This window comes from Nonomuraea sp. NPDC049269 (genome assembly GCF_043197155.1).
GTDB lineage: Bacteria > Actinomycetota > Actinomycetes > Streptosporangiales > Streptosporangiaceae > Nonomuraea.
In genome coordinates this window covers 265,737-291,365 of record NZ_JBICSO010000001.1, presented here as the reverse complement: position 1 = coordinate 291,365, position 25,629 = coordinate 265,737, and the positions used below count along the sequence as shown (strand labels likewise).

At 71.0% G+C, this 25,629-nt stretch carries 21 protein-coding genes; 11 read left to right on the top strand and 10 right to left on the bottom strand.

What is annotated here, in order from left to right; genetic code table 11:
- Window positions 1–6: 6 nt before the first annotated feature.
- Window positions 7–714: a hypothetical protein gene (locus tag ACGFNP_RS01425; protein WP_393313520.1), complete on the top strand. Its 708-nt coding sequence runs from the start codon at window positions 7–9 to the stop codon at window positions 712–714.
- A 92-nt stretch (window positions 715–806) separates the two neighbouring features.
- Entirely contained in the window at window positions 807–1,538 is a 732-nt protein-coding gene (locus tag ACGFNP_RS01420) for a TetR/AcrR family transcriptional regulator (protein WP_393313517.1), read from the top strand.
- A gap of 7 nt (window positions 1,539–1,545) precedes the next feature.
- On the opposite strand, the gene ACGFNP_RS01415 is transcribed toward ACGFNP_RS01420, so the two are convergent.
- From ACGFNP_RS01415 to ACGFNP_RS01405, 3 genes are all read right to left on the bottom strand, one after another.
- On the bottom strand, window positions 1,546–2,727 hold the full coding sequence (locus ACGFNP_RS01415) for an Ig-like domain-containing protein (protein ID WP_393313514.1): 1,182 nt from the start codon (window positions 2,725–2,727) through the stop codon (window positions 1,546–1,548).
- 160 nt (window positions 2,728–2,887) lie between these two features.
- Window positions 2,888–5,146: an ATP-dependent RecD-like DNA helicase gene (locus ACGFNP_RS01410; protein WP_393313511.1), complete on the bottom strand. Its 2,259-nt coding sequence runs from the start codon at window positions 5,144–5,146 to the stop codon at window positions 2,888–2,890.
- A 399-nt stretch (window positions 5,147–5,545) separates the two neighbouring features.
- Window positions 5,546–6,100: a hypothetical protein gene (locus ACGFNP_RS01405; RefSeq protein ID WP_393313508.1), complete on the bottom strand. Its 555-nt coding sequence runs from the start codon at window positions 6,098–6,100 to the stop codon at window positions 5,546–5,548.
- A gap of 224 nt (window positions 6,101–6,324) precedes the next feature.
- On the opposite strand from ACGFNP_RS01405, the gene ACGFNP_RS01400 reads away from it, so the two are divergent.
- The 3 genes from ACGFNP_RS01400 to ACGFNP_RS01390 all read left to right on the top strand — a co-directional run bounded on the left by ACGFNP_RS01400 (window position 6,325) and on the right by ACGFNP_RS01390 (window position 8,774).
- Window positions 6,325–7,479 (top strand): RtcB family protein, encoded by a 1,155-nt coding sequence (locus tag ACGFNP_RS01400; protein ID WP_358333683.1) that lies wholly within the window; start codon window positions 6,325–6,327, stop codon window positions 7,477–7,479.
- A gap of 478 nt (window positions 7,480–7,957) precedes the next feature.
- Window positions 7,958–8,389, top strand: coding sequence for a hypothetical protein (locus ACGFNP_RS01395; protein ID WP_393313505.1), 432 nt, complete (start codon window positions 7,958–7,960; stop codon window positions 8,387–8,389).
- A gap of 25 nt (window positions 8,390–8,414) precedes the next feature.
- On the top strand, window positions 8,415–8,774 hold the full coding sequence (locus tag ACGFNP_RS01390) for a YbaB/EbfC family nucleoid-associated protein (RefSeq protein ID WP_358333677.1): 360 nt from the start codon (window positions 8,415–8,417) through the stop codon (window positions 8,772–8,774).
- Window positions 8,775–8,818: 44 nt separating this feature from the next.
- On the opposite strand, the gene ACGFNP_RS01385 is transcribed toward ACGFNP_RS01390, so the two are convergent.
- The gene (locus ACGFNP_RS01385; RefSeq protein ID WP_393313501.1) at window positions 8,819–9,757 is read right to left on the bottom strand and encodes a hypothetical protein; all 939 of its coding nucleotides are present in this window, start codon (window positions 9,755–9,757) and stop codon (window positions 8,819–8,821) included.
- Window positions 9,758–10,284: 527 nt separating this feature from the next.
- Here ACGFNP_RS01385 and ACGFNP_RS01380 point away from each other — a divergent pair.
- The 5 genes from ACGFNP_RS01380 to ACGFNP_RS01360 all read left to right on the top strand — a co-directional run bounded on the left by ACGFNP_RS01380 (window position 10,285) and on the right by ACGFNP_RS01360 (window position 18,922).
- Window positions 10,285–10,653, top strand: a complete 369-nt coding sequence (locus tag ACGFNP_RS01380; protein ID WP_358333671.1) for a hypothetical protein — start codon at window positions 10,285–10,287, stop codon at window positions 10,651–10,653.
- A 109-nt stretch (window positions 10,654–10,762) separates the two neighbouring features.
- Window positions 10,763–11,707: an alpha/beta hydrolase family esterase gene (locus tag ACGFNP_RS01375; protein ID WP_393313498.1), complete on the top strand. Its 945-nt coding sequence runs from the start codon at window positions 10,763–10,765 to the stop codon at window positions 11,705–11,707.
- 116 nt (window positions 11,708–11,823) lie between these two features.
- The gene (locus tag ACGFNP_RS01370) at window positions 11,824–13,371 is read left to right on the top strand and encodes a hypothetical protein (protein WP_393313495.1); all 1,548 of its coding nucleotides are present in this window, start codon (window positions 11,824–11,826) and stop codon (window positions 13,369–13,371) included.
- Window positions 13,372–13,389: 18 nt separating this feature from the next.
- A complete protein-coding gene (locus tag ACGFNP_RS01365; RefSeq protein WP_393313492.1) occupies window positions 13,390–14,739 on the top strand; it encodes a serine hydrolase domain-containing protein in 1,350 nt (449 codons plus the stop codon).
- A gap of 376 nt (window positions 14,740–15,115) precedes the next feature.
- Window positions 15,116–18,922 carry a BTAD domain-containing putative transcriptional regulator gene (locus ACGFNP_RS01360; protein ID WP_393313489.1) on the top strand — a complete coding sequence of 1,269 codons (3,807 nt, stop codon included), beginning with the start codon at window positions 15,116–15,118 and terminating at the stop codon, window positions 18,920–18,922.
- 77 nt (window positions 18,923–18,999) lie between these two features.
- Here the strand turns inward: ACGFNP_RS01360 and ACGFNP_RS01355 are convergent, their stop codons facing one another.
- The 3 genes from ACGFNP_RS01355 to ACGFNP_RS01345 are packed head-to-tail and all read right to left on the bottom strand — an operon-like array spanning window position 19,000 to window position 21,656.
- Window positions 19,000–19,809 (bottom strand): ABC transporter permease, encoded by an 810-nt coding sequence (locus ACGFNP_RS01355; protein ID WP_393313486.1) that lies wholly within the window; start codon window positions 19,807–19,809, stop codon window positions 19,000–19,002.
- Entirely contained in the window at window positions 19,806–20,753 is a 948-nt protein-coding gene (locus ACGFNP_RS01350; protein ID WP_393313483.1) for an ATP-binding cassette domain-containing protein, read from the bottom strand. Before ACGFNP_RS01350 ends, ACGFNP_RS01355 begins: the two co-directional genes overlap by 4 nt.
- Window positions 20,754–20,801: 48 nt before the next feature.
- Window positions 20,802–21,656 carry a LysR family transcriptional regulator gene (locus ACGFNP_RS01345; RefSeq protein ID WP_358333650.1) on the bottom strand — a complete coding sequence of 285 codons (855 nt, stop codon included), beginning with the start codon at window positions 21,654–21,656 and terminating at the stop codon, window positions 20,802–20,804.
- A gap of 70 nt (window positions 21,657–21,726) precedes the next feature.
- Here ACGFNP_RS01345 and ACGFNP_RS01340 point away from each other — a divergent pair, with 70 nt between their 5' ends.
- Window positions 21,727–22,446 (top strand): hypothetical protein, encoded by a 720-nt coding sequence (locus tag ACGFNP_RS01340; protein WP_393313480.1) that lies wholly within the window; start codon window positions 21,727–21,729, stop codon window positions 22,444–22,446.
- Here ACGFNP_RS01340 and ACGFNP_RS01335 read toward each other — a convergent pair.
- The 3 genes from ACGFNP_RS01335 to ACGFNP_RS01325 all read right to left on the bottom strand — a co-directional run bounded on the left by ACGFNP_RS01335 (window position 22,394) and on the right by ACGFNP_RS01325 (window position 25,549).
- Window positions 22,394–23,599, bottom strand: a complete 1,206-nt coding sequence (locus tag ACGFNP_RS01335) for a hypothetical protein (protein ID WP_393313477.1) — start codon at window positions 23,597–23,599, stop codon at window positions 22,394–22,396. The two genes, ACGFNP_RS01340 and ACGFNP_RS01335, sit on opposite strands and share 53 nt — an antisense overlap.
- A gap of 84 nt (window positions 23,600–23,683) precedes the next feature.
- Window positions 23,684–24,805, bottom strand: a complete 1,122-nt coding sequence (locus ACGFNP_RS01330; RefSeq protein WP_393313474.1) for a sensor histidine kinase — start codon at window positions 24,803–24,805, stop codon at window positions 23,684–23,686.
- A 48-nt stretch (window positions 24,806–24,853) separates the two neighbouring features.
- The gene (locus ACGFNP_RS01325) at window positions 24,854–25,549 is read right to left on the bottom strand and encodes a carboxymuconolactone decarboxylase family protein (RefSeq protein WP_358342868.1); all 696 of its coding nucleotides are present in this window, start codon (window positions 25,547–25,549) and stop codon (window positions 24,854–24,856) included.
- Window positions 25,550–25,629 lie beyond the last annotated feature (80 nt).

Genomic DNA, 25,629 nt, shown 5'->3' with positions numbered 1-25,629 from the left:
GGCGAGATGTCGTTCAAGGCCGAGCAGATCGCGAGACTGGCCGGGTCGGGGTGGACGCGGTGCCCGTCGGTGGCCTCGGCGGTGACGGCCGCCGGGCTGCCGGCCGTGACGGCCGGATACCTGGCGACCGCCTTTCCCGACGGGCAGTGGCAGGCCGCCGAGAAGGCCGTGGCGGCCCTGGGCGAGCACTTCGCCGCGGCGCGGTTCGCCGAGGAGACGACGTACGGGGTCCTGCTCGTACCGGATCCGGGCCGGCTCGACACGCGGCGGCCCATGGCGGCCGGCACCAGGCGGGACCAGCTCGGTGCGGCCGTCGCCGACGTGTTCGACGCGCGGCTGCCCGCCGGCGTGCTCGGGGTGCGGCCCGGCAGGCCGTGGGCCATGGTCGTCACGGTCACCGGTGCGGCCGGGCCGTCGCTGGGCAGCTACGAGCAGATCGTGAACGGGGCCGCGCGGGCGTTCACGGTGGGCGGCGTCGACACCAGGGCGTTGATGATCCGCCAGATGTGGGGCGCCCGGGTGCTGCAGGGTGGCCGTGAGCTGCCTGACTGCGAGGCGAACGAGCGCTGGACGTTCACGGTGTTCCCGGGTGAGGGTCTGACCGATGGGCTCGCGGAGTCGGGGACCGTGCTGAAGGGCAAAGTACGCTTCCGGCTGGGCAAGGCGGATCGGGGCATCGGTTCGGCCCGCGCGGCCCCCGCCATAGCCGTCTGAAGGGCCGCTGCGAACGCTGTACGCATAAGGCTGCTCGTTCGCAGGAGCGCACGATGTACGCTACGGTGGCCGGAAAGCAGAGGAGGCCCCGCATGCCAGCCGACCAGCACCCCATCCCCTCGGTATGGGCCCGCCCGCGCGCCAAGCGGGAGCAGCCGGCGCTGAGCCGCGAACGGATCGTGGCCGAGGCCATCCAGTTGCTGGACGCCGAAGGCATCGACGCCCTGAGCATGCGCAGCCTCGGGACCCGGCTGGGCGCCGGGGCCACCTCGCTCTACCGGCACGTGGCCAACAAGGACGAGCTGATCGAACTGGTCGTGGACGAGGTCTACGGCGAGATGCGGGTGCCCGAGGCCGGCGATGCGGCCGGCTGGCGGGCGGGCATCGCCGCCGGCGCCCACAGCCTGCGCTCGATGATCCTGCGCCATCCCTGGCTGGTGTCGGTGCTCGGCCAGGTCGGGCTCGCCGACCTCGGGCCGAACCTGACCCGGCAGTCCGAGCGGCTGCTGGCCGTCTTCCGGGCGGCGGGTTTCGATCCCGCCGAGGCCGACCAGGCCATGAACACGATCATCGCCTACGTCATCGGGATGACCCTCAGCGAGGCGGCCTACCTCGCCCTGCTCGCCCGCAGCGGCCAGAGCGAGCAGGACCTGCTGGAGAGTCTGCGACCGGCCGCCGAGCAGGCCGTGCGCGAGCATCCGCTGCTGCGCGACGGCTACGCCGCGCGACAGGGCCAGGACCCGCGGCGGCTGCGCGAGGACAACTTCGCCTACGGCGTCGAACGCGTTCTGGACGGCTTGCAGGCCCGGCTCACCCGATCGTGACCCGCTTCTACAGGGCGCTGCCCTTCTTCCACTTGGAGAAGGGCAGCTGCCAGAAGCCCCAGCCGTTGTTCCACTCCAGTTCGCGGGTGGTGCCGGTGATGTCGACGACGTCGCCGCGCTGGAAGTGGTTGTAGAACCACAGGGCCTGGTCGGGGCGGGAGTTGATGCAGCCGTGGCTGACGTTGGAGCGGCCCTGCGCCCAGACGTTGTCCTTGGCGTGGACGTACTCGCCGGAGTTGGAGATCCGCACGGCGTGGTTGATCATGACGTCGTAGTAGCCGGGGTCGCCCTTCTTGCGGCCGGGCGAGATCATGCGGACCGGGTTGCCGCGCTCCATGGTCAGGTGGACGCCGGAGGTGGTGGTGTACTCGCGGGTGGTGGCCATGCCGGCGCTGATGCGCATCGTCTGCACGCGCTTGCCGTCGCGGTAGACGTACATCATGTGCTTCTTGGTGTCGACCTTGCTGATCACCCTGGCGCCGATCTTCAAGGAGGTGTCGTAGTCCTTGACCCCGTACAGGCCCTTGCCGCCCTTGACGCCGGCCAGGCGGGCGTTGAACGTGACCTTCTGGTGGGCGGGCCAGTACTTGGCGGTGCGGTAGATGACGGTGGTGTCGTTGATCCACCGCCAGGCGCCGTCGACGGGCTTCTGCGCGTCGACCTCCAGGGCGCGCTCGACGGTGGCCTTCTCGCTGACGGGCTGGTTGAAGGTGACGATGATCGGCGCCCCCACGCCGACCGTCTCCCCCTTGGCGTTGGGCGTGACGTCGGCGACCTGCAGTTCGCGCTCGGGCGTGAGCGTCTTGAACGTGCTGGCGGCGCTGGTCACGCCGGCCTTGGCACTGACGTTGTACGAGCTGGAGGGGCGCAGCGTGCCCTTGGAGACCCATTTGGTCTTGTCGGCGTTGAAGGTGCCCTCGACGCTCTTGCCGCCGCCTTCGGCCGTGACCTCTTCCAGGGTGCCGCCGGCCGCGGTCACGACGATCTTCTTCTCGGGACTGACCTTCGAGCTGCCTTCCGCGGGCGAGATCTTGATCGTCGGCGCCTCGGGGGTCGCCGAGATGGTCGCCTTGGCCGCCTCGGCGTTGCGCTCGGCGGTGGGGGCGCTCGAGCAGGATGCGGTCAGTGCCGCGGCCGCGAGCAGGGCCATGCCCGCGACGGGCATCCTCCAACCGGGCGTGACGTTCAAGTCAGTCCTCTCCCCCATAACAGCAAAGTCAATGCCAAAGACCTTAATGCTCCTGCATGTAAGACGCGGATGAGTTTGGGATAGTTCGGTAACGTTTAAATCACTTGTTGCTGAGAACCCCAGGTCAACCGCGAGCCACAGGGGTAAAGAGGAAAAATCCTCAGTGCTGGGCCAGGCGGTGGGTCAGGCTGGTGTGCCGCCGCCCGGCGCCCTTGGTCCGTACGGCCTGCGCCAGCGCGCGCCGCGACCCGACGATGACGACCAGCCGCTTGGCCCGGGTGATCGCGGTGTAGAGCAGGTTGCGCTGCAGCATCATCCAGGAGCTGGTGGCCAGGGGGATGACCACGGCCGGGTACTCGCTGCCCTGGGAGCGGTGGATGGAGACCGCGTAGGCGTGGGCGAGCTCGTCGAGCTCGTCGAAGGCGTACTCGACCTGCTCGTCCTCATCGGTCAGGACGCTCAGCTTCTGCTCGTCGGGACGGATGTCGACGACGATGCCGACGGTGCCGTTGAACACCCCCGCCGCGCCCTTTTCGTAGTTGTTGCGCAGCTGGGTGACCTTGTCGCCGACGCGGAAGACCCGCCCGCCGTAGCGGCGTTCGGGCAGGTCCTCGCGCGAGGGGGTCAGGGCCTCCTGCAGCGCGATGTTGAGCGCGCCGGCCCCGGCGGCGCCGCGGTGCATGGGGGCCAGCACCTGTACGTCGCGGCGCGGGTTGAGGCCGAACTTACGCGGGATGCGCCGGGCCACCACGTCGACGGTCAGCGCCGCGATCTCCTCCGGCTCCTCGCACGGGAACAGGAAGAAGTCCGTCATTCCCTCCAGCTTCGGGTGAAGGCCGGTGTTGACGCGGTGGGCGTTGACCACCACGCCCGACTCCTGGGCCTGGCGGAAGATCTGCGTCAGCCGTACGCGGGGGATGTCCTCGGCGGCCAGCAGGTCCTTCAGCACCTCGCCCGCGCCGACCGAGGGCAGCTGGTCCACGTCCCCCACGAACAGCAGGTGGGCGCCGGGCGCGACCGCCTTGACGAGCTTGTTGGCCAGCAGCAGGTCGAGCATGGACGCCTCGTCCACCACCACCAGGTCGGCGTCCAGGGGGTTGTCGCGGTCGAAGGTGGCATCCCCGCCGGGCCGCAGCTGCAGGAGCCGGTGCACGGTGGTGGCCTCGTGGCCGGTCAGCTCGGCGAGCCTCTTGGCGGCCCGGCCGGTGGGCGCGGCCAGGATCACCTTGGCCCGTTTGGCGCGGGCCAGCGTCACGATGGAGCGCACGGTGAAGCTCTTGCCGCAGCCCGGCCCGCCGGTCAGCACCGCGACCTTCTCCGTCAGCGCCAGCCGTACGGCCTGGCGCTGCTCGGTGGCCAGGTCGGCGCCCGTCTGGCCGCGCAGCCACTGCTCGGCCCGCTCCCAGTCGACCTCGGCGAAGGCGGCCAGCCGGTCGTGCCCGCCGCGCAGCAGCGACAGCAGCGCCGAGGCCAGCGACAGCTCGGCGCGGTGGAAAGGCACCAGGTAGACCGCCGGCACGATGTTGTCGCCGGCCGGGATCTCCTCGCGTACCACGCCCTGTTCGCCGACCAGCTCCTCCAGGCAGTCGGCGACCAGGGCGGCGGGCACTTCGAGGATCTTGACGGCGTCGCCGATGAGGTTGGGTGCGGGCAGGTAGCAGTGGCCGTCGTCGGCGGCCTGGGACAGGGTGTAGCGCAGCCCGGCCTTGACGCGCTCGGGACTGTCATGGGGGATGCCGACCGCCTGGGCGATGGTGTCGGCGGTCTTGAAGCCGATGCCCCACACGTCGTCGGCCAGCTGGTACGGCCGGCTCTTGACGACGGAGATGGAGCCCTCGCCGTACTCCTTGAAGATGCGCACCGCGATCGAGGTGGACACGCCGACCCCCTGCAGGAAGATCATCACCTCTTTGATGATCTTCTGCTCCTCCCAGGCGGCGGCGATCAGCTTGGTCCGCTTGGGGCCCAGGCCCGGCACCTCCACCAGCCGCTCGGGCGCCTGCTCGATGACCTCCAGCGTGGCGGTGCCGAAGTGGTCGACGATCCGCTCGGCCATCTTCGGCCCGATGCCCTTGATCAGGCCGGAGCCCAGGTAACGGCGGATGCCCTGGACGGTGGCCGGCAGCACGGTGGCATACGACCACACCTCGAACTGCTTGCCGTACTTGGGATGGGAGGTCCAGCGGCCGCTCAGCCGCAGCGACTCGCCGACCTGCGCGCCCAGCAGCGGTCCTACCACGGTCAGCAGCTCGGCGCCCGACCGGTCGGTGGCCACCCGCGCGATCGTGTAGCCGGTCTCCTCATTCGCATACGTGATGCGTTCCAGGACCGCATCGATATGCGCAGCGAGTGGACCATCCGCGCCAGGCTTCACCCAAACCTCACTTCCGACAGTTCCCGGGCCAGAGTAGAGCAGCATGGGAGCCGCCGAGTGGTCCGCTCGCCCCGGCCGGGTCCCGCTGGAGCGCGAGCTCGCCGAGACGCCCTCTCCGCGGAAGAGGCCGCACGAGCCGCGTACGTGCCCGGTGGACAAATTGACGGCCGCAACTCGCCGGGCGCGTTGTTCGGCCGGCAGGGCGGTTTTACCGGCGGTGCAGGAAAATCCTCGCTGTATGTCCTGCTAATGACCGGCTGCTGCCCTGGATTGCTTTTCCCGCTGGACAGCGGTCGCCATCTCGATCTGGCAGGCATGCGCGATGACACGCCAGGCTTTCCAGCCCCGGGATCCGGAATGGTTCGCGGCTCGGGATTACATCTTCGAGCGCCTGGTTACTCGTGCTCGAGCACACCCAGCCGCCAATATCCGTCGTGCGCTACGTCACTGCTTGTACAGCACATACTGCCCGCCGCCGGTGTTGACGATGGTCAGCTTCTTCTTTCCCGCGTACGTCGACAGTCGCCATTGCCATGCATAGGAACTGGTACGGCCCTGGAAGACGATGGTGCGGCTGTCTGCCTCGAAAACGCCCTCGTCATTGGTGGCGCCGCCGGCGAAACTCAGCCGGAACTCCGCAGCGGCGGTCAGCGTCACATCCACCTCGTGGGTGTAGCTGTCATAGGCGTACTGGTTGCCCCTGCCGGTCCAGTGGCCCACCAGTGCTTCCGGCACCGATCCTTCGGAAGTCGGAGCTGTTGCCGGCTTCGTCTTTCGGCCGTCTGCCGTCTTGGTCGGCGTCGGCCGGGGCTGTGGGATTGATATCGAGGGCGTCGGGGACACCGATGGAGGCGGCTCGGCCAGGATGTTGAAGTAGTCGCGTCCCAGTGCGGCTCCGCTCACGACGACCCCCACGATGGCGACCAGGAGTCGCCCAAGCCCCAGGCACACGCTCGACCAAGCGGGATCCCTGCGCAACCATTCACGGAAACGTTTCACGAACGGCTCCCTCGCCATGCCCTTTTGCGGCAATCTCGTCCGCCATTTTGGCGTAATCTCAATATCACGGAGGGTGAGTATGAGATTTGCCGCCGGGAGCGCGGGCACGTGGCGGCTGGAGGAGCTGCTTCCTGAGTCTGGCGTCTTCTGACAAATCAGTAGCGATCACCACACTGCCGTCCCATACGCTGCTACGAGATCATCAAGCAGAAGGGCGGTCCCTCATGCCGCAGCGAGTAGCGCCGGGCCTCATCTCCTGGGCGAGCGACATCGAGCCGGGCACCATCGAACAAGCCGCCCGCGCCGCCCGCCTGCCGTTCGTCCCCGGCCACGTCGCGCTGATGCCCGACGCCCACGTCGGCATGGGCGCCACCGTCGGCTCGGTCATCCCCACCCAGGGCGCGATCATCCCCTCGGCCGTGGGCGTGGACATCGGCTGCGGCATGGTCGCCACCGAGACCGACCTGACCGCCGCGGACCTGCCCGACACCCTGGCCTCGCTCATGCCGCTCATCGAGCAGCGCATTCCGGCGGGCGTCGGGCAAGGCCATGACGACCCGTCCACCGACGCCTCGCTCCAGGCGATCGGCACGCCCAGCACCTCGCTGACGGGCAAGCAGGAGCACACGGTCATCGCGCAGTTCGGCACGCTCGGCTCCGGCAACCACTTCGTCGAGGTCTGCCTGGACGAACGCGATCACGTGTGGACGGTGCTGCACTCCGGCTCGCGCGGCATCGGCAACCAGCTCGCGACCAAGCACATCAGCCAGGCCAAGAAGCTGATGAAGCAGTGGTTCATCGAGCTGGAGGACCCGGACCTGGCCTACCTCGTGCAGGGCACGCCGCACTTCACCGCCTACATCGAGGACATGCTGTGGGCCCAGCGCTACGCCATGGCCTCACGCGCCCGCATGGCCGAGGTGCTGGTCGCCTCCCTGTTCCAGGTCGTCGGGCACGGTAGCGCGTTGCGCACGATCAACGCCCACCACAACTTCACCCAGATGGAGCGCCACCACGGCCGCGACATGTGGATCACCCGCAAGGGAGCGATCAAGGCCGCCAGCGGCGACGAGGGCATCATCCCCGGCTCCATGGGCACCCGCTCCTACATCGTGACCGGCCTGGGCTCCACCGCCTCCTACAACTCCTGCTCCCACGGCGCGGGACGGCGCATGTCGCGTACCGAGGCGCGCAAGAAGCTCACCGCCGCCTCGCTCACCGAGGCGATGGGCGACCGCACCTGGAACGCCGACCGCGCCGGGGCTCTGGTGGACGAGCATCCGGAGGCCTACAAGTCGATCGACCAGGTCATGGAAGATCAGAAGGACCTTGTCACCGTTCAGCACACGCTGCGCCAGGTCTTCAACTACAAGGGCTGATCCAGATTCCCGACCAGCGCGGGCCGGTCGGGTCTGGGACACTTCGACGACCGTCCGAAATGTGATCGGGTGCGTAGGGTGACCGCTGTCCTGCGCTCGCGACCATGTGACCGGCAGCACCGATAAGGAGAACGTCATGCCTCCGGCGGATTCCACCACCCCATCCCCGTCGCCCACGGTCACCTCTTCGCCCAGCCCATCTCCTGATCCTTCGCCGACGAGTCCGTCACCCTCGGAGTCACCGACCTCGTCGGCAAGCCCCTCGCCCTCCGACTCGCCGTCTCCGTCGGGCAGTCCGTCGCCTTCTGACTCGCCGTCTCCGTCGGGCAGTCCGTCGCCTTCTGACTCGCCGTCTCCGTCCGCGAGCCCGTCTCCGTCCGGATCTCCCTCTTCGTCGCCGAGCCCCTCGCCCTCCGACACGCCCACTCAGCCGGGGAGCCCGTCGCCCTCGACGTCCCCCAGCGCGCCAGGGCAGCAGATGCCTCCCACGGCTCGGCCATCGGCGCCGCACTATCCCCTCCCGACGCCGGAAGGGCCTGGCAGCGGCAGTTCCGGTCAGCCGGAGACACTCACCGACAAGACCAACTTCAAGAACGTGGTCGGCGCGTTCAACGACGAGCACACCGACCTCTTGCGGGACGCCCGCAAGATTCTCGACGACCTCGCCGGGCTGGGCGACTTCGCCGGCACCGACGAGGCGGGAAAAAGGTTCAGAGAGGGCTACTCCAAAGGGCTCGAGAAAGCCGGCGACTACACCGGAAAACTCGGCGCCGTATATTCGGAGATCGCCGACAAGCTGGCCAGCATGAAAACCGCCGTCGACATCGCGAACTGGGCCACCGTCCAAGCCCTGCCGAAGGTGTCCGACCCGCCCAAGTTCTCGCCGACGGACGGCACTATCAGTTCCTGACGTACGCACACCTGTTGGAGCTCTGATGACCACACCTGATGACGGCATTCCCATTGTCGACGCCGAGATCAACCGGCTCCTGGCCGAGTTTCAGGCCGAAACCCGGCCCCTGGAGGCACTGCAGGAGAACCTCAACGCTCTTCGCGGCAGAGGCGAGTCGGCGAATGGTGAGGTGGAGGTCGAGGTGCTGCCGAGCGGGGCGCTGAGCGGCCTGAAAATCAACCCTCGTGCGCTCAGGCTCGGCTCGGAGGCCCTGGCGGAAGCCGTTCTCGCCGCCGCGAACGACGCCGCGACGGACGCGGCCAGGCAGATGAGCGAGATGATGATGGGCGGCTTGTCACCGTTCGCGGAGGAGGCCCGGCGCTTCAGCCGGGAACAGGGCTGAGCGGCCGGTCTCCTTCTGACGATCCCCCACCGGATGTCGACGAGCTACTTGCCCGGAGTCGACGGATAGTAGCCCTGCCAGCGCCTGAACTGGTCCTGGCCTCCTGCCACCGTAAGTTTGGCGAGCATCTGCTGCCACGTGGGCAGGAGGCTCTTGGGGTCATCGACCACGGCACCGGGGTTGTTGAGCACATTTCCCGTCAAGCTGAAGACGGTGGATCCGGTCATGAACACGACGGCGTTCCTTGCCGCCTCGTTCTGCGGCAGGTACCTGATGACGGTTTTCCCGACATTGGCCGGGTCCGCTTTGTAGAAGAGTTTCCCGAAGTTGGCCGGGTCCACGTTGTAGAAGACCATGCACGCCGCGAAGTTCTTCAGCATGTACTCGCCGCGGTCGCCCCACGACCCCATGTCCTCGCCCCTCGCCCCCTTGACCCCGTCGACGATCAACTGGTCGAGGACCGTGTAGGCGGTAGTGCCCCCGGTGGCGTACAGGAGCCGCTTTCCCACGGCATGCTCGAATATCTTCGTCAGCAGTCGCGCCTGCGCTTTGCGCTCCGCCCAGTCGATGAAAAGCCGGACCTTCTTGTCGATCGCCGGCCAGCAGAAGAACATCAGCAGTTCCAGCCATTGGGTGATCGCCATCGAATGGAGTGCGTGCTGGACTTGGGCCAGCATGTCGGCGTAGTCGTCCACCGCGTCGGCCAGTCCGCGCAAATACGCCGACAATCGCACCGGGTAAGGGGCGATCTCGGTCCAGAAATATTTTTCGAAGGCAGTGACGCCGGCGCCCAGATTATGTTGCCCAAGGCTGTTCGCGGCGCCTATGGCCGTTTCCTCGCTGGCATCCACCCGCGTCGCCAACTGCCGTAACAACTGCGCTGCCTGGCGTGCCTTTTCCGGATCCCCGTCAGGAAATGTGACCGCCAGCATCTGCCAGACGATCGCACTCATGCCCGCGGCGGACAGGAGGAATCCTCCCACCGGGAGCGCCTTGCCGGACGGCATTGGACTCACGCGCAAAAGCCTTTCTCCAGGTCGGGGATGAAGATCCGCCTTGCCCTTCCGTGAACCAGGAAGCGGCAGGCGACCGGCCGGGACCCGCACACGCGGGCCTTCGTGAATTGCCCCGGAACCCCCATCATCGCTGCGGGATACCTTAGCCCCGGAAGGCCGCTCCCACCATGGTGGTCATCATTTCGCAGCCCTCTTTCCATGGACGGGAAGCCCGTGCCGACGGCAGAAGATACGCAGGATTTACTCGATCGAAACCCGGAATGCGACCAAAGAGCAATCCCGGCACTGTCCGTGCCGCCACGCCACGAACGGCGCCGCGCCGCCTGCCGCTTGCGAGGCGTCCGCATCTCGAACATGATTCCCCATCGACACTCACGGTAGTGGTATGGATACTCTTCGTGTAAGCCCTCTGTCTCCCCGATCACTTCTACCCCGCGAGTGGCTTCACGCTGCCCGCGGACGGCGGTGAGCCGGGGAACAACGTAAGGAGAGCGATGCACAAGAAGTCCCTCGCCCTGGCCGTCCTCCTCACCGGCGCATGCCTGACGACGGCCACCGCCGTCACCGCGGCCAACGCCACCTCCGCTCCCGCCAACGCCGCACCCGCGGCCGCGGTTCACGCGCTGCCGCCCGGCTACCAGCTCGTGACGCTGCCCAACGCGAACGTGCCCAACTTCCAGCGCCGCACCCTCTACTGCCCCGGCGCCAAGAAGGTCCTGGGCGGCGGCGCCGAAGCCCGCGGCAACGGCGCGATCCTGGTCGGCTCGTTCCCCACCGATGACGGCCGCGGCTGGATCGCACTCGGCCGCCAGATCGGCTACAACGACGTCGGCATCAGCGTCTTCGCCATCTGCGCCGACTGACGTTCCGCAGTCTCCGGCCCCGGTCGCTCGCCGACCGGGGCCGTCCGCGTGAAGGAAACGAGCAGGGACACTACGAGGGGGACTTTCTGCCGCCGACCCGGGAGGCGCGATGCTCAAACGCGTGATCATGCTGGTGCTGCTGCTGGCCGGTTGCACCGCCGCCCCCGTCTCCTCGGCTCCCGTCTCCTCGCCGCCCGCGTCGCCCTCCGCCGGCGGCTGCTCCAAGAGCGCCCGGCTCGGGCCGGGCAGCCACACCCTGACGTTCGGCGGCCTCAAACGCCGCTACCTGCTGTCGGTGCCCAAGGGCCGCGGCCCGCATCCGGTCCTGCTCAATCTGCACGGCCTCGGCTCCAGCGCCGCCCAGCAGGCCGCCTACAGCCGCCTGCCCGAGGCCGGGTCGCGGCGCGGCTACATCGTGGCCACCCCGCAGGCCGCCGAGGGCCGGCTCGGCTGGACGCTGCCGCACACCTACGGCCCCGACGACACCGGCTTCCTCACCGCGCTGCTCGACCACCTCGAACAACGACTGTGCGCCGAGCGGCGTCGCGAGTTCGCCGCCGGCATGTCCTACGGCGCCGGCATGTCCACCGGCCTGATCTGCGCCATGAACGGCCGCCTGGCCGCGATCGCGCCCGTGGCCGGGATCAACATCGTCCAGCCCTGCGCCGAGGCCGTGCCGACCACGATCATCGCCTTCCACGGCACCGCCGACGACATCGTCCCCTACCAGGGCGGCCACCCCTTGCAGAGCTCCTCCGGCCGGCTGCGCGTCCTGGCCGACATGGTCGTCCTCAAGCCCGTCGAGCAGGTCGTCGACGCCTGGGCGCGCGTGCTGGGCTGCACCGGCCGCACCACCTCCGCCGTGTCCTCCCAGGTACGGCTGCGCGGCTGGAAAACCTGCCGCGACGGCGTGTCGGTAGGCCTGTACACGGTCAAGGGCGGCGGCCACACCTGGCCGGGACCCCTGCGTGTGCAGCGGCTGGGCGCCACCGCCCGCGGCCTCGACGCCACCGACGTCATCCTGGACGCCTTCGACCGCACGCCGTCCCGCTGAGCCTTCGGACCGCCCACCCGCGCCCGTCCCGCTGAGCTTCCGGACCCTCCAGGCGCGCCTGCCCCGCTGAGCTTCTGGGCCTTCCGGCCGCGTCCGCCACCCTGTATGACCCATGCATGAGCGACGACGTACGCGTCATCATCGAGGCCGTCCCCCGCGCCGGGCTGAGCGCCGAGCAACTGCGCCAAGCCGTGGCCCGTCACCCGGGCGTGCTGTCCGCGCTGGAGGTCGCCGATCCCGACCGGCTGACCATCGGCCCCGCCGCCGCGCTCGGCCACGACCCCGGCGAGAACGCCCCCTTCCGCGCCACCGTCTTCGATGCGGTGGGCAACCGCGCCGTCGAACTGCGCGGCACCCTCGACCGGCCCGAACGCGCCGAGATCCGGCCCAGCGCCCACCGGCCGCCGCCCAGCCACGACGAACTGGTCGAGGCCGCCGCCATCCTGCGCGCCGACCCCCACTTCCCGGCGGACGGCGACGCGATCGTCTACCGGCCCATGCCGCCGCTGGCCGACCTGGAAAACCCCGACGGCACCACCGTGCGCCGTCCCACCCTCGGCATCTACACCCCGAACGAGCCCACCGGGGTACGCCACCGCATCGTCGCGGTCGACACCGCCGCCCACACCGTCGACTGGACCCCGGCGGGCATCGACGTGCGCATGCACCACGACTGCGAGCACACCGTCCCCGAAGGCATCGACCCCCTGGCCGACCGCGGCGGCCCCGACCAGGTGCGGGTACGCGTCCTGAGCGGCGCCACCGAGCTGTGGAACCTGCTGGTCGTACGGCCGCGCGCCTCCGCCCCGCAGAACCCCGGCGTCGGATCGGGCGTGGAACTGCGCGAGGTCCGCTACCGGGGCCGGCTGGTGCTGCGCCAGGCGCACGTACCCATCCTGAACGTCGAGTACGAGCACGGCACCACCTTCCGCGACGACGCCTCCACCGAGACCCGCTTCTCGGCCGGCGGCACCGACCCGGTCGGGTGGGGCTGGCGGCTGTGCGACAGGCCGCCGCGTACCATCCTCGAACGGCCCGACAGCGACTCCGGCGGCTTCCAGGGCGTCGCCTTCCACCACGACGGCGACGAACTGCGCATCGTGAGCGAGATACAGGCCGGCTGGTACCGCTACGCCAGCGACTGGCGGCTCGGCGACGACGGCACCATCCGGCCCCGCTTCGGCTTCGCCGCCACCGCCAACCCGATGACCTGCATGGTGCACCGCCACCACGCCTACTGGCGCTTCGACTTCGACATCGAAGGCGCCGCCAACGACGTCATCGAGCAGATCGACCAGGGGCCGATCATCCCCGACCCGGTGCCCATCATCCGCGAGACCACCCGCCGCCGCGCCCCCGGCCGCTACTGGCAGGTACGCGACAAGTCCTCAGGCCGCGGCTACCAGATCCACCCCGGCCCCTTCGACGACACCGCCGACGCCTACGGGGTCTCCGACCTGTGGTTCCTGCGTCACCACCCGGCCGAACTGGAAGACGGCAACCCCGGCCCGCGGGACCGCGCCGCCCTCGGACGTTTCCTCGACGGCGAGAGCATCGACGGCGCCAACGTCGTCGTCTGGTACGCCGGCCACTACTACCACGACCAGGCCCACCCGCAGCCGCACCAGGGCGAGCTGATAGGGCCGGAACTGGTGCCGATCTGACGGCTACGCTTGGCGTCCATGAATCAGGTGGGTGAGACGACGGCGCGGGCGCTGCTGCGCAGGCTGGCCGTCGAACAGGCCGAGTGCAGGGTGCCGTCGCTGACGGCTGCGATCGTACGGGAGGGGAGGCTGGCCTGGTTCGGCGCGCGCGGCTTCCACGACTCCGCTGGTGAGGGTGACAGCAGGGTGCCCACCGTGGACACCCAGTACCGGCTCGGCTCGATCACCAAGAGCATGGTCGCCACCGTCGTCATGCGGCTGCGCGACGAAGGCCGCCTCGACCTGCTCGACCCCCTGGCCAAACACCTGCCGGACACCCCGTTCGGCGAGGTGAACATCGCGCAGCTGCTCTCCCACACCGGCGGCCTGACCGCCGAGCCGCCCACCAGCTGGTGGGAACGCACTGCCGGCCTGCCGTCCGACGAACTGCTCGCCCTGCTCGGGCCGGAGCACACCAAGCACCGGCCCGGCCGCCGCTTCCACTACTCCAACCTCGGCTTCGCCCTGCTCGGCGAGCTGATCACCCGGCTGCGCGGCGTGCCCTGGCTGCGGGCCGTACAGCAGGAGGTTCTCGATCCGCTCGGCATGACGGCCACCACCGAGCGGCCGCGCGCCCCGCACGCCACCGGGTACGCCGTCCACCCGTGGGCCGACGTGGTGCTGCCCGAGCCCGAACACGACGCCGCCGCCATGGCGCCCGCCGGGCAGCTGTGGTCCACGACCGCCGACCTGGCCCGCTGGGCGGCGTTCGTGGCCGGTGACACCGGCGGCGTCCTGTCCCCCGCCACCCTCGCCGAGATGCGCGAGCCCGCCACCGTCGACGACGGCGACGCCTGGACCTCCGGGTACGGGCTCGGCCTGCAACTGACCCGGCACGCCGGCCGCCGCCTGGCCGGTCACACCGGGTCCATGCCCGGCTTCCTGGCCACCGTCTGGGCCGACCCGGCCGACCAGGTGGGGGTGCTGTTCATGGCCAACACCACCAGCGGCCTCACCTACACCCTGCTCACCGACCTGCTGGACATCCTCGACGAACACGAACCCCGCCTGCCGCGGCAATGGCGCCCCGCCCCCGCCGACCCCGCCCTACTGGCGCTGACCGGGCTGTGGCACTGGGGGCCCAAGCCGTACTCGCTGCGGCTGCTGCCCGACGGCGGCCTGGCACTGACGCCGGTGGGCGGCGCGGGCCGGGCGTCCCGGTTCGTGCCGCAGGACGACGGGACCTGGCTGGGGCTGGACGGCTACTACGCCGGCGAGACGCTGCGGGTGGCGGCCGATCACCTCGACATCAACACCTTCATCTTCACCCGCGACCCGTACGACCCGGACGCGCCCGTCCCCGGCGGCGTGACGGACTGGCACGCCTGACCGCACTGCTCGGTCACGCTCAGCCGACCTCGCTGGAGCTCGTCCGGTTGGGCCCCTCCGGCTGGGCCAGTTCGTGTGGGCCAGTTCGTGTGGGCCAGTTCGTGTGGGCCAGTTCGTGTGGGCCAGTTCGTGTGGGCCCGTGCGTATGGGCCCGTGCGTATGGGGCTTGCCCTCGGAGGGGCGCTCCCCCGGGCGTCGGCCGGGGAGTGGCCGGTCAGCCCAAGGGTGTCGCCGACGGCGGCTGAGGCCCTCGAACGCCGGCGCCAAGGCCGCTCGCCCGCTTGGGACCGCGCCTTTGCGGGCGGTCCCAAGCGGTGCGCTCTTGGCGGGAGTCGTGGCGGCGAGGGAACGGCGGTCGAGGTGGCAGCATGGGCGTGTGCGTGTGGCAATCCTGGGGCCGCTGGAAGTCGAGTCCGCCGCCATCAGCGGCGCCCGGCTACGTTTGCTGCTGGTACGGCTGGCGCTGTCGGCCGGGCGCACCGTCGCCGTCGAGGAACTGGCCGAGGCGTTGTGGCCGGACGAGCGGCCCACCGACCCGGCCAACGCGCTGCAGTCGCTGGTCTCCCGGCTACGGCGAGCCCTGCCGGATCCGTCGGCGCTGGCCCTGGTACCCGGCGGCTACCGGCTTGACGCTGTCACGGACGTACGGGAGTTCGACCGGCTGACGGCGCAGGCGCGACGCGAAAGCGACCCGGCGGCCACGGCCAGACTGCTGAGCGAGGCGCTGGCCCTGTGGCGCGGCCCAGCACTGGGCGAGGTCGCGACGGCCCCCTTCGCGATCGGCTACGCGGTACGCCTTGAGGAGGCCCGGCTGACGGCCATCGAGGACCGCGCGGAGGCCGACCTGACACGCTTCACGCAGGAAGGCACGGTCCCCACGAACCCGTCCCCCAACGGCGCCACCCGAGACCACCCTGACCAGGACCGCACCACTGATATCACCCCGGGCAGCACCACACGGGACCGCGTTACCAAGGTCAGCACGACCTACGACCGGCCCGGCCGGGACCGCACCCCTCAAGCCACGCCGACCGCACGGACCGGCGGCTCAACGGACGATACGACACACCCAAGCGGCCCTACGCTCGGCGCGACCACCCCGACCACCCCGACCACCCCGACCACCCCGACCACCCCGACCACCGCAACCGGAGGAACGTCGGGACGTGGCTCGGCCACGGGAGGGGGCGAGAGCGCGACGGGCGAGAGCGCGGCGGCGGGCTTTGGAGGCACAGCAGAAGGCGCGGACAGAGGCGGGGGTGCGGACGGAGGCGGGCGGGGGGATGGAGAGTTGGGCGGGCTGTTGGCGGAGCTCGGTGAGCTGACGGCGCGTCATCCTCTGCGCGAGCGGCTGCACGCCACCCGACTCAAGGCGCTGCACGCCGCCGGACGCCGAGCCGAGGCGCTGGTCGCGTACGAGCACTTCCGGCGGGGGCTGGCCGACGAGCTGGGTGCCGACCCGGGCCCGGAGCTGCGGGAGATCCACCTGAAGCTGTTACGAGCCGATCCCGTCAGCCGTCCGCGCACCAACCTGCGGACCCCGCTCACCAGCTTCGTCGGCCGCGCCGCCGAGATCGCCCAGGTACGCGCCCAGCTGGGACGGAGCCGCCTGGTGACGCTCGTCGGCCCGGGCGGCGCCGGCAAGACCAGGCTCGCCACCACGATCGCCACCGCCCTCCTGAACGAGGCCGGCCACCGAGGCAGCCCTGACAACGGCTCCCCGCACGGTGACGGCCGCGACAGGCACGATGACGTGGGCGGGCACGACGGCATGGGCGGACGCCCAGGGCATGCGGGCCGAGATGGACGGCCGACGTACGAGAGACCGGATGGACGGCCGACGTACGAGGGACAAGCTGGACGGCCGACGTACGAGGGGCAGGCGGGCCCGGCGTACGGCGAAGGGTATCCGCGGCGGATGTACAACAGCGGGCCGGCGTACAACAGCGGCCCCGCGAGCCTCGGCGGACAGCCGGCGTACGAGGGGCCGAGTGCGGTGTGGCTGGTGGAGCTGGCGCCCGTCAGTGATCCGGCCGACGTGCCGCAGGCGGCGTTGGCCGCGCTCGGGCGTGCGCCGATGCCGGCCGGTCCCGCCGCGCCGACCGACACCCTCGAGCGGCTCGTCGAGGCCCTGTCGGCGGGCCGGGTGCTGCTGGTGCTCGACAACTGCGAGCATCTCGTCGACGCCGCCGCCCGCCTGGCCGAAGAGCTGCTCGGCCGCTGCCCGCGGCTGCGCGTGCTGGCCACCAGCCGCGAGCCTCTGGGCATCGTGGGCGAGGTCGTCAGCGCGGTCCCGCCGCTGCCGGTCGTGCCGGCGGTGGAGTTGTTCGCCGATCGGGTGGCGGCGGCGTGTCCGGGGCTGGTGCTGGATCAGGGGCTGGTGCGGGAGGTCTGCCGCCGGCTTGACGGGCTGCCGCTGGCCATCGAGCTGGCCGCGGCTCGGTTGCGCGCGTTGAGTTTGGAGGAGCTGGCCGTACGCCTGGATGACAGGTTCGTGCTGCTGACCGGAGGCAGCCGTACGGCGCTGCCCCGGCATCAGACGCTGCGCGCGGTCGTGGCGTGGAGCTGGGATCTGCTGGAGGAGCCGGAGCGGCGGCTGGCCGAGCGGCTGGCGGTGTTCGCGGGCGGGTTCGATCTGGCCGCCGCCGAGCATCTGGGCGGGACCCTCGACCTGGTCGCGGCCTTGCTGGACAAGTCGCTGCTGCAGGCGGCTGGCGGTGGCCGTTACCGCATGCTGGAGACGATCAGGGAGTACGGCCTGGAACGCCTGGCCGAGACCGGGCGGCTCGGCCCGGCCCGTGCCGGGCACGCGGCCTACTTCCTGCGGCTGGCCGAGCTGGCTGAGCCGTATCTGCGCGGGCGGGAGCAGCTCACCTGGATCGCGCGGCTGCTGGCCGAGCATGACAACCTGCTGGCCGCGCTGCACTTCGCCGTCGGCCGCGGCGACGCCGACACCGCGGTACGGCTGGCGGCGGCGATGGGCGTGTTCTGGACGATCCGCGGCAACCGGCAGGAATCGGTGGGCTGGATGAACCTGGCGCTGGACGTGCCGGGGGTGGCGCCGTGGCAGGCCAGGCTGATCGTCTCGGCGACGTTGCTCATCAACGGCGCGCTGGGCGGTGATGACTCCATGGTGGAGTCGGATGTGCGGGAGCTGCGCCGCCTCGCCGAGCTGGCGGAGCGGGAGCCGGGTCACCCGGTGCTGGCGATGATCGGGCCGGCGGTGGCGTTGTTCACCGATGACAAGGCGCTGGGGCTGCGGGAGGTCGAGCGGCGTCTGTTCCATCCCGATCCGTGGGCTCGCGGGATGCTGCTGATGGTTCGGGCCGCCATCAAGGAGAACGACGGTGACATGGGCGGCTCACGCCAGGACCTGATCGCCTCCGCCGCCGAGCTGCGGGCGGTGGGTGAGCGGTGGGGGCTGGCGATGACGCTGATGTCGCTGGCCGAGGCGCACGCGATGTTCGGCGACTTCGATGACGCGCTCGCCTCGATCCAGGAGGCCACGGCGTTGATGCTGCAGCTCAATCCCGATCTCGACCCCGGCCACCAGGTGTGGCAGGCCACGATCCGCATCCGCAGCGGCGAGGTGGAGCGGGCGCGCGCCGAGTTGCGCGCCATGACGGAGCAGCCGCACCGCGAACAGTCGGCGCGCAACGCCGCCTTCGCCCACGCCGGGCTCGGCGACCTGGCGCGGCTGGAAGGCGATCTCGACACGGCCGCGCGTGAGTATGAGCTGTCGGCGACGACGATGGAGCAGTCGCCCTCGATCGTGCCGCAGTTCCGGGCGCTGGTGCTGATCGGATGGGCGCATCTGGCGCTGGCGGTGGGCGATCAGGTGGCGGCCGAGCGGCACATCGGCCAGGCCGCCGAGCTGAGTCTGTCGGCCAAGGACATGCCGGTGCTGGCCCGGGTGGGGGTGGCGGTGGCGGAGTCGCGGGTGCTCGGCGGCGATGCGGCGGCCGCGGCCCAGACGCTGGGTGCGGCCGAGCAGCTGCGCGGCGCGCCCGACGCGTTCAACCCCGATGTGGCGCGCCTGTCCGCGTGGCTGCGCGCCGAGCTCGGCGACACCTATGACGCCGCCTACGCGGCGGGCCGGGGCCTGGACCGGCCCGCCGCCCTGAAGCTGGTACGCGCCCCGGCCGCGCCCTCAAAACGGCCGGGACCGGCCCCGCCCTCATAACGGCCGGAACCGGCCGCCGCCGGTGCGCCGACCCGCGTGGTGAGCTTCAGAACACCAGGCGCCGCACCACAGATGTCTCAGGCGCGGCGCCGGTAGGCGGCGACGGCCAGCGGCGCGAAGATCGCCAGGAACACCAGCCCCGACGTGACCGTCCACACCACCGAGGCGGCGGTCGGGCCGCCGAGCATCAGTGCCCGTGCCGCCTCCATCGCGTGGTTGACCGGGTTCACCTCCAGCCAGGCCTGCAACCAGCCGGGCAGCGTGTCCTTGGGGGTGATCATGCTGGTGCCGAACGTCAGCGGGAACAGCACCACGAACGAGGTGCCCTGCACCGCGCCGGGCTCTCGCATCAGCACCCCCAGCAGCACGAACGCCCAGCTCAGGCAGAACGAGAAGAAGATCGTCAACAGGCAGGCGGCCAGCGTGGGCACCAGCCCGGTCCGGACCCTGAAGCCCAGCGCGGCCCCCGTCCCCATCAACACCACGATCGCCACCACATAGCGGATCAGATCGCCCAGCACCGATCCGATCAGCGGCGCCGAGCGGGCGATCGGCAGGCTGCGGAACCGGTCGAAGACGCCCTTCTTGATGTCGGTGTTGAGGTTGACGCCGGTGGCCATGCCGCCGAACATCACCGTCTGCACCATGATCGCGGGCAGCAGGAACTGCAGGTACTCCTCGGTCGAGCCGGACACGGCGCCGCCCAGGAGGAAGACATAGATGATCAGGAAGAGGATCGGCTGCAGGGTGACGTCGATGAGCTGTTCGGGGGTGCGCAGGGTCTTGACGACGCTGCGCCCGGCCAGGGCGAGGCTGTGGCGGACCAGGCCGAAGGGGCGCCGCTCCAGGCGGGCGGGGGCCGCGGTGCGTTCGGTGGTGAGGGTCATGCCGCGTTCTCCTGGTCCGCGTGGTGGCCGGTCAGGGTGAAGAAGACCTCGTCGAGGCTGGGCAGGCGCAGTGACAGTTCGGTGACCGCGATGCCGGCGGTGTGCAGTCGCGCCACGATCTCGGTGAAGGCGGCGTCGCCCTCGACGGGCACGGTGGTCACGTCGCGGCCGGGTGATTCGGCGGGGCGGCCGGCGACGGAGGAGATGATCTCGGCGGTCTCTCGCAGTCTGCCGCGGTCGGCGGGCCGCACGAGTACGGTCTGGCCGCCGACGACGTGCTTGAGCTCGGCCGGGGTGCCGTGCGCGATGACCTTGCCGTGGTCGATGACGGAGATGTCGTCGGCCAGCGCGTCGGCCTCCTCCAGGTACTGGGTGGTCAGCAGGACGGTGACGCCATCGGTGACCAGGCGGCGGATGATGTTCCAGACGTCTTCGCGCTTGGCGGGGTCCAGGCCGGTCGTGGGCTCGTCCAGGAAGATCACGTCGGGCCGGCCGACCAGGCTGGCGGCCAGGTCCAGGCGGCGGCGCATGCCGCCGGAGTAGGTGGAGGCGCGCCGGTCGGCGGCCTCTGCCAGGCCGAAGTCGCTCAGCAGTTGCGCCGCTCTGGCCTTGGCCTCACCTGCGCGCAGGTCGAGCAGCCGGCCGATGAGGACCAGGTTCTCGGTGCCGGTCAGGTCCTCGTCGACCGAGGCGTATTGGCCGGTCAGGCCGATCATGCGGCGTACGCGGGCGGGGTGGCGTGCGACGTCGACGCCGCTGACGCGGGCGTGGCCGGCGTCGGCGCGCAGCAGGGTGGCCAGGATGCGTACGGCGGTGGTCTTGCCGGCGCCGTTGGGGCCCAGGACGCCCAGGACGGTGCCTTGGCGGGCCGACAGGTTGATGCCGGCCAGGGCCGTGGCCTTGCCGAAGCGTTTGACCAGCCCTTCGGCTTCGAATGCGTTCATGGCGGACAGCGTGGACGGCGGTGCTGACAGGCCGCGCACAGATCGCTGTCATGGTGCCAGGCGCGCTGCCAGGTCGGCGGCGGGGCCGGGTGGGAGGCTGCCGTGCAGCAGTTCGACGCGGTGCACCAGCCGGGGCGACACCAGCGGCACGCCGCAGGCGGCGGAGGCGGGCAGCAGGGTCAGGCCGTGACCGGCGGCGACCAGGTTGAGCACGGTGTGCACGTCGTCGCCGGTGTAGTCGAGCGCGGGCCGGAAGCCGTCGCCCAGCAGGTCACGCAGCCGCTCCAGCGGGCACAGTGTCGTCTGCAGCCAGTGCGCGTCGACCAGGTCGGCCAGCCGCAGCCCTGTCCGGCCGGCCAGGGGGTGGTCGCCGGGCAGCGCCACAACCAGGCCTTCCTCGGCCACGCCGACCGTGGTCAGCGGGCCGACGTCGGGCAGGCGCAGCGGGTCGTTGGGCGCGGTGATCCCGTCGGCCAGGCCCGCCTCGGCCGTGCCGTCGGCCACCTGCCTGGCCACCTCGTCCCGGCCGCAGGTGCGTACCGTCACCCGTAGCCGCGGCTGCGCCGCCCTTGCCGCCGCCAGTCGTACGGCCAGGACCGAGTTGAGCGCCAGGGGTGTGGCGGCCAGGGTCAGGCGGTGGGCGGGCAGTGCGGCGGTGCGCAGCACGTCGGCCCGCGCGGCGCGGATGCGCAGCAGCAGCGGCCCGGCGTGCTCCAGCAGGCGCAGGCCCGCCTCGGTGGGTGTGACCGGGCGGCGGTGCAGCAGCGGCAGGCCCAGGTCGCTCTCCAGCGCGGCGACCTGCTGGGAGATGGCCGACTGGGTGTAGCCGAGGCGTTCGGCCGCCGCGGAGAACGAGCCCGTCTCGGCGACGGTGACGAACGTACGCAGCAGATGAGGGTCCATCAGTGTTTCTTATAGCACGTACAGACATCATCGTTGGCGCTTAAGGAGGGGTTCGCCGCACCATGGAGGCATGAGAATCGCCCTGGTCGGAGACCGCTCGCCCAGCGTGCGCGCGCACGTCCGCATCCCGCTGATCATCCAGGCGCTGCGCGAACGTGACGGCATCGCGCTCGACCCCTACTGGATCCCCTCCACCGACGCCCACGACGACGCCCTCCAACGCTTCGACGGCATCTGGATCGTGCCCGGCAGCCCGTACCTCAGCGAGGAGGGCGTGATCAGCGCCGCGCGGACCGCGCGCGAGCACGGCATCCCCGTCCTGGGCACCTGCGGCGGCTTTCAGCACCTGCTGCTGGAGTACGCGCGCGGCGTGTGCGGACTCGACGTGGCCCACGCCGAGAACGACCCGGGGGCGCGCGACTTCCTGCTGCTGCCGCTGCAGTGCTCGCTGGCCGGCCACGAGGGGCTGGTACGGCTGGCCTCCGGCACGCTGATCGAGCAGATCATCGGCTCGCCCACCACGATGGAGGCCTACAGCTGTTCCTACGGCCTCAACGACGCCTACAAGCAGCAGCTCGTCGAGCACGGCCTGGTCTTCTCCGGGCACGCCGACGACGGCATGGCGCGGGTGGCCGAGCTGCCCGGACACCCGTTCTACCTGGCCACGTTGTTCCAGCCGGAGCTGTTCGGCGACGGTAGCCGCCCGCACCCGGTCATCTCCGCCTTCGCCGCCGCGGTCAGCCGTAGGACGGCTCGGCGTGCCGTAGCTCACGCAGGCCGGGCAGAGTGAGGGTGCCCAGCCGCGCGCCGGTGCGCGGCTGGAGCCGCAGCACCTGCTCGCCCGCGCCGGCCAGCAGCTCGCCGTTCAGCCAGGCCAGCCCCCGCGCCTGGCCCGGCAGGTCCCAGGCGCCGGCCAGGGCCAGCGTCTGGCCGTCGGCCGACAGCAGCCGCTTGCCCGCCGCCAGGTAGACGCGGCCGTCGGCGGCCACCGCGTAGGCCTCGCCGCCGGGCTGCTCGCCCAGCAGGGCGCCGCGTTCGATCCGCAGGTAGTCGGTGGAGGCGACCACGACCCGGCCGGTGGAGGCGTCGACGACGTACAGCCGCCTGGCCTGGGCGTCCAGCGCCATCGCGTGCGAGAGCGGCGGGCCGAGACCGAACGGCTCGGGCAGGTCCAGGCAGTAGGCCCAGCGCTGGTCCAGGCTGAGCACGTGCACGAACGCGTGCACGCCGGGGCTCAGGTCGTGGCCCGCGATCAGGTCGCGGGTGTGCAGGTGCTCGTCCTGGTGGGTGTAGAGCGTGTAGAGGGTGGCCAGGTCCGGGTCGTGGACGGCCTGGCGGCCCGTGCCGCGCATCTCCTCCTCCTTCGACAGCGGCACGGGCTGCTTGGCGCGGGTCAGCAGCGGCGTCATCCGGCCGGCGGCCAGGTCGTACATGCGGACGCGGTAGCGGTCGGGGTGTTCGGGCGGCAGGTGGTCCAGGACGTACATGACCTGGCCGTCGCCGGAGAACGCCTCCGGTTCGATGTTGCCGTCGAGCTGGAGCGTCCGGGTGCCGTCGGCTCCGGTCAGGGTGATCGAGGTACGGCTGCGCGGGCCAGGTTCGGGGCCGAGGGCCACGACCCGGTCGGAGACGGCCTTGATCCGTTCGCCGGGGGCGGCGGCCTGTTCGACGAGGTGGCCGGTGGTGGTGTCGTAGGTGCGCAGGTGGCCGTGGTCGAGCTGGTACAGGCGCAGCCAGCGGGCGCCGGGCACGGCCCCGGGGTAGGTGGCCGTCACCGCGCCGGTGGACAGCTCGACCAGGGACAGCCCGGCGGCGGTCTCGGCGAGCAGGCGGCCGCGCGGGGCGGGGGGCGCCGCCTTGGGCGGCGGCTGGGTGGTGGCGCAGGCCGATACGGCGGCCGCGGCGGCGAGCGCCAGGGCTTGGCGTCTGGTGATGGTGGTCACGTCTTCGGTACACCGGCGGGCGGCCGGAGGTTCCAAGCTCGGCCAGGCCGTCGAGCCGGACGCGGAGCCCACCCGCCTGCTCGCCTATTCGCCGGGCGGGAGGGTGGCGGTGAGGTGGAAGCCGCCCTGCGGGTGGGGGCCCGCCTCGATGGCGCCGCCCGCCTGGCCGAGCCGTTCGGCCAGGCCGCGCAGCCCGCTGCCGGTGCCGGTGCCGGTGCCGGTGTCGGCGGGCTGCGGGCCGTTGGTGCCGTTGTCGCGGATCGTCAGGGTCAGGCCCGTCAGGTCGATCTCCGCCTCGGTGGCGCCGCTGTGGCGGATGATGTTGGTGACTCCCTCGCGTACCACCCAGCCCAGCAGTGCCTCGGCCTGGGCGGCCGGCGGCGGTCCTGTGCGGTGGACGTTCACCCGCACCCCGGCCGCCGCCAGGGCGTCGCGGGCCCGCGTGAGCTCGTCGGCCAGGCTGCCCGCCCGGTAGCCGGTGACCGCCTCGCGTACCTCGGTCAGCGCCTGCCGGCCGACGGTCTCGATGTCGGCGGCCTGGCGTTCGGCCTGGCCGGGGTCGCGGCGGATCAGCCGGCGTACCGCCTCCGCCTTGACCACGATGACCGACAGGGTGTGGCCGAGCAGGTCGTGCAGGTCGCGGGAGAAGCGCAGCCGCTCCTGCGCGACGGCCGCCTCGGCCAGCCGCTGGCGGGTCTCGTTCAGTTCGCCGATGATCGCGTGCAGGTGCAGGATGACGGCCACGACCAGGCCCGCGCTGAACGTCCCCCACGAGAACGCCAGGATCGACTCCAGCGTGCCGCCGCCGGCCCACACCACCAGCGCCGCGCCCAAGGGCACCGCCGCCGTGACGACGCGCACCGCTCGGCCGTACAAGGTGATGCCGCACGCGATGCCCAGCAGCGGGAACAGGTAGTACCAGCCGCCGCCCAGCACGATCGCCAGGGCGAAGACGACCGCGGCCAGCGCCGCCAGCGCGACCCGGGCGGGCACGGCCCGGCGCCGGAAGGCCATGATCACCGTCAGTACGTACAGGACGGACATGCCGGCCAGGCCCGTCCACGACAGCCACGCGGGCCGCAGCGAACCGTCGACGGTCTCCCAGATCGCGCCCGTGGCCAGCAGGACGAAGGGCAGGAACGCCTTGACGCCGGGCGCGTCGTACGGTGTGCCGCCGGGGTCCGGGGGCTGGGATCGAAGCAGCATCACGCCCACGTTACGAGCACAGCGGCGCCGCTGCGCGATCCGGGGAGCTCAGGCGAAGACGGTGCCGGTCTCGGTGAAGAGGTCGTTGAGCGCCCGCATGCCGCTCCACGCCTTCGTCATGCCGAACTGGCCCGAGAACCGTACGACCGCGCGGACCTCCTCGGGGGTGGCACCCGTGCTGAAGGCACGCGTCACATGGACGCGGAAACTCTCCTCCAGCGTCTGGTAGAGGACGTCTACGGTGATCGTGGCGAACGCCCGCTCGCGGACGGTCAGCCGCCGCATGCCGGTGCGCATGCGCGACTGCAGGTCCATGAAGTCGGCGAAGCCGGCGTCGAGGTTGTGCACGGCCCGCCGGGTCGGCGCGGGGATCGGGCTTCCCGTGCCGTCCGCGTTCACCGGATGACCCTGCCCGGTGGGGCCGGCAAGGCCCTGTTCGCGCTCGATGTCGGTCAGGCGGGCCAGGGCCGCCAGCGCCGCCGGGTAGCCGCTGTCGTAGGAGATGAAGCGCAGCAGTTCGCGGAGGTCGTCGGCGTCGACGCCGTGTTCCAGGCCCATCGTCACGTGGGCTTCGAAAGGCAGTCCGAGGGTCTGCTGGCAGACGTCGGCGACCACGCTGAGCAGGATCTTCTCCCGCGGGGTCAGCTCGGGGTTTCCGGCCCAGGCCTTCTGGTGCGTGGCGGCGCTCATCTCCGCGAAGATCGGGTCCAAGGTCTTGATCTGGGTGTCGTACGGAACGTTCACCGGTCGTGCTCCTTGCCGAAAACTAGTTGGCCTGGCCAATGTTGGCCAGGCCAACCATAGCAAGAATCGTTGGGCGTGCC